This window comes from Candidatus Electronema sp. TJ, from assembly GCF_048287355.1.
Classification (GTDB): domain Bacteria; phylum Desulfobacterota; class Desulfobulbia; order Desulfobulbales; family Desulfobulbaceae; genus Electronema.
On the sequence record NZ_JBLWEP010000176.1, the window covers coordinates 1 to 3,510 of the forward strand.

Genomic DNA, 3,510 nt, shown 5'->3' on the forward strand with positions numbered 1-3,510 from the left:
CCTTGGCTGTTGACAGCCGGAAGCCTTGCGCGTATGCTGCCTGCGCAGCCATCAACCAGCCCTTTTTCCGTATATCCGACGCATGAACGCCAGCCCGCTGATCTCAGTCATCATCCCTGCATATAATCACGAACGCTTCATCGGCCCGGCCATAGATTCTGTCCTCAAGCAGACGCACAGTCATCTGGAGCTGATTGTGATTGACGACGGGTCCAAGGATGCGACCGGCCGCATCGCCCAAAGCTATGACGATCCCCGGCTGTCGTATTATCATCAGGAGAATCAGGATGCCTACAACACCATCAACCGGGGCCTGGGCTTAGCCAAAGGCGAATATGTTGCCATTCTCAATTCGGACGACATCTACACCGTGGACCGCTTGGAAAAGCTGCTCAAAGCGCAGCAGGAAAGCGGCGCGGCCTGCTTGTTCAGCGATGTCGTGCCGATATCTGACAGCGGCGAGGAGTTCGCTGATCCGAATTTCGGCTGGAACATCTGGCACAAGAAGAACCGGGACTGGTACTTTGCCTGCGGCGACATATACACCGCCTTTCTCAAGGGCAACTTCATGGTCACGACTTCCAATCTCTTCATGACTGCCGAAGCCATGCGCACTGCGGGAAAATTCTGCTCCCTGCGCTATCTGCATGATTATGACTACATCTTCCGCATGATGCTGGCTTTTCCCGGCCAAGTGCGTTATGTCCATGATCAGAAGCTGCTTTATTACCGCATCCACAGCGGCAACACCCTGAGCGAGGCGGCTGTGACCGGGCGGCTACAGGATTTGGACGTGATTCGCAAATACATGCTCGCGGCCTTGCCGGAGCCTTGTCGGATGCTTGCCGCTGCCGGAACTGAACGTCTGCTGGAATTGCGCGACGAGCTGGAGCAGGTGCGGACAGAATTGGCAGGCCGGGCTGAACCGAGCGTCCGCGAGCGGCTCAAGCTGCTTCTGGCGGCGGTTAAATTCAAACTGCGGAAGAAGCTGGCTGCACGGCACTGAACTGCGCGGAAGGAAACGGCTGCATCAGGCGTGTGCAAATCCGGCGGCATGAAACATCTCGCCTCAGCATGTCAAGGCCAAGATATACGGAGAAAAATCATAAGCCATCACGGTCTGCGCCTCGCATTCAAAACGCCAGGAACGGTCTCCGGCAGGCGTGATCCGCGCAACCTTGATGCCTGCGAAGATATGCGGCTGATCGTGCGGCAGACTTTTCTTCACCGCCTCTTTCACCGACCAAAGCATTGTCAGAGCGGCGGCTTCTCTCCCGACAGAATGTGCCAGCAGATGCAGCTCCTCCTCTATAGCGAACCAGCTGATCAACGCAAAGAGCTTCTCTGACACCTTTTGCAGATCAATGCCGCAGCTCTGTCCTTGCGCAGCCAATGCGGCGGCGTATCTGCCGCTGTGAGTGATGGACAGGGATAATCCGGACGCTCCGCCGCTGATTGACGGTCTGCCCTGCTCGTTTGGCAGAATGGTCAGATGCCGCGCCCGCGCCTCAAAGTCATCAGCATCCGGCAGATTGAGCAACGCCGCCTTGGCCGCAATTCTGCCGCCCAGCCATTCCCGCCGCCGCTTGGGATGACGGAGCTGCTGGAAAAATGTCTGCTCCGCCTCTGACAGCAGCTGCGCCTCCTTCTCCTCATTCTGCTGCTCCAGATCAACCAAAGCGGCGCACTGCCCTTTCTCAGTCCGCAGGCGTACCGCCGCAGAGGCTGTCGTCGGAAAAAAAGCTGCAATCTGGACTGCCTCTGCCATTTCCAAGCAAGTATCAGTTGTGCTCTTCATAACAAAGCGTATAATGAAATCCAGAATATTAAACCTCTCCGGAAAATTTTAACCTGACGGTGAGCGGCATGACCCTGAACGACCTGACTTCCTTTGACTGCATTATTGGACTCATCCTTGTGATGTTCCTGCTGCGGGGACTCTGTGCTGGCTTTATCCGCCAAGCCGCCTCCATTGCCGCCTTGGCAGGCAGCTACTGGCTGGCAGGAGAGCATGTCGGCAAGGTCATGCCTTATGCGCAAGATCTTGCCGCTCGGCCCGGCGCGGTCTTCCTGCTCAGCTTCGGCTGTCTCTTGTTTATCTTCATGCTGCTCTTCGCCATGCTCGGCCATCTGCTGCAAAGGGTGCTGGAGATCAAACTGCTGGGCTGGACCAACCGTTTCGCCGGAGGTCTGCTCGGTCTGGGCAGAGGGGTTTTGGTGGCGGCGCTGCTGCACATGATTCTCGCCTCAGCCTTCTCGCCTTCGCATCATCTCTTTCAAAATTCGCTGGCTGCGCCGTATCTGAGCAAGGGCGCGGAAGTCCTGCGCCAGTTCATCCGAGATGCGAAGGTTCGGGAGGATCTCAAGCCCAACGTGCCGCTTTCTGATCCCCAAGATGCAAAGAACGGCGGTGAGGAAGTGCCGACTGCTGAGAAGGTGCGATCTGTGACCATCCCGGATCAGGAGGCTGTTCCGTCCGCGCCGGAGCAGAAAGGGAACTCCAGCAAAGAGGAGAAGGTGATCATTCCTGCGGAAAACTAACGTCTCAGGTCATCACCGATCAGAGCTTCGGCGACTTCCGCCTGCGTCAGCTTCCAGTCGCCGTCCTGTTTTTTCAGAGAGATGAGCACCGGAGCCGTTGTTTCCGCCGCAGACTGCTCCGGCCCGGCCTGCCGCCGCAGCCGCGCTTGGCTTCGTACCGCTGCTTCGCCTTTGGCTGGGAAGTCAATCTCCATCTCATCGAAGCTGAGAGTCAAGGTCTCATAGCGGTCGCGGTAGTGCATCAGATACATGACTGCCAAGTCCCGCTCAGCGGATTCTGCCTGCCTGCTGCGCTCCGGCACGATCAACGTGCAGCAGCTTTCAGCCAGCGCGGCCTTGACATCGCGCATTTTGAGAGCGGTCTCCATTGTGCTTTCTTGGCGGCTTGCCTTGCCCAAATCCCAAGTCAGGGCAGTGAGCTGGCGTTTTATCACTTGGCGGTCGGAAAAATACCAGCAGAGCCAGCTGAGCAGGACAAGGGCCAGTGCGCCGCCGATGACAGCGGGTTTGTGTTTGGCCAGCAGTTCTTTGGCTGCAATCATGACTTCACCTCCAATGCAATGTTCATGGGATTTTCCGCTCCCCGCTCGAACTGCCGGATTTCCTGCTTGGAATGCCGTGTTCCACGCATCGAACAGGTCATTCCAAGCGTGGAATGCCTTATCCTACGCTTCGGATGCCTCATTCCAAGCGTAGGATGGCTCATCCGAAGCGTGGAACGCCTCATTCGAAGCTTCGGATGCCTTATTCCACGTGTCGAATGGGTCATTCCAAGCGTGGAATGCCTCATCCGAAGTGTCGGATGCCTTGTTCCAAGCGTGGAACGGCGCGTCTCCAGCGTGCTGCGGGGCATTTTCCGCCAGCCGTTTTTCATCTTTGGCGAGGAGCGGAGCGGGATGCAGCTGAAGCGTCATGAAATGACCATGAGCTGTTGCGCTCGAAATAACAGGCGGCGGAATCATTCTATTC

At 57.1% G+C, this 3,510-nt stretch carries 5 protein-coding genes; 2 read left to right on the forward strand and 3 right to left on the reverse strand.

What is annotated here, in order from left to right:
- The first annotated feature begins 82 nt into the window (after positions 1-82).
- Positions 83-1,006, forward strand: a complete 924-nt coding sequence (locus ACNKID_RS10750) for a glycosyltransferase family 2 protein (RefSeq protein WP_417913433.1) — start codon at positions 83-85, stop codon at positions 1,004-1,006.
- A 63-nt stretch (positions 1,007-1,069) separates the two neighbouring features.
- On the opposite strand, the gene ACNKID_RS10755 is transcribed toward ACNKID_RS10750, so the two are convergent.
- Entirely contained in the window at positions 1,070-1,768 is a 699-nt protein-coding gene (locus tag ACNKID_RS10755) for a 4'-phosphopantetheinyl transferase family protein (RefSeq protein ID WP_417913434.1), read from the reverse strand.
- Between the two features lie 98 nt (positions 1,769-1,866).
- On the opposite strand from ACNKID_RS10755, the gene ACNKID_RS10760 reads away from it, so the two are divergent.
- Positions 1,867-2,541: a CvpA family protein gene (locus ACNKID_RS10760; RefSeq protein ID WP_417913435.1), complete on the forward strand. Its 675-nt coding sequence runs from the start codon at positions 1,867-1,869 to the stop codon at positions 2,539-2,541.
- On the opposite strand, the gene ACNKID_RS10765 is transcribed toward ACNKID_RS10760, so the two are convergent.
- The gene (locus tag ACNKID_RS10765) at positions 2,538-3,083 is read right to left on the reverse strand and encodes a hypothetical protein (RefSeq protein WP_417913436.1); all 546 of its coding nucleotides are present in this window, start codon (positions 3,081-3,083) and stop codon (positions 2,538-2,540) included. The genes ACNKID_RS10760 and ACNKID_RS10765 overlap by 4 nt on opposite strands.
- Before the next feature lie 123 nt (positions 3,084-3,206).
- A partial coding sequence (locus tag ACNKID_RS10770) for a hypothetical protein (protein WP_417913437.1) occupies positions 3,207-3,510 on the reverse strand: 304 nt, incomplete at its 5' end.

What these genes read in the sequence shown, in the direction of transcription:
- ACNKID_RS10750 (WP_417913433.1), top strand. Translation starts at nt 83, where the DNA reads ATGAACGCCAGCCCGCTGATCTCAGTCATCATCCCTGCATATAATCAC.
- ACNKID_RS10755 (WP_417913434.1), bottom strand. Translation starts at nt 1,768, where the DNA reads ATGGCAGAGGCAGTCCAGATTGCAGCTTTTTTTCCGACGACAGCCTCT.
- ACNKID_RS10760 (WP_417913435.1), top strand. Translation starts at nt 1,867, where the DNA reads ATGACCCTGAACGACCTGACTTCCTTTGACTGCATTATTGGACTCATC.
- ACNKID_RS10765 (WP_417913436.1), bottom strand. Translation starts at nt 3,083, where the DNA reads ATGATTGCAGCCAAAGAACTGCTGGCCAAACACAAACCCGCTGTCATC.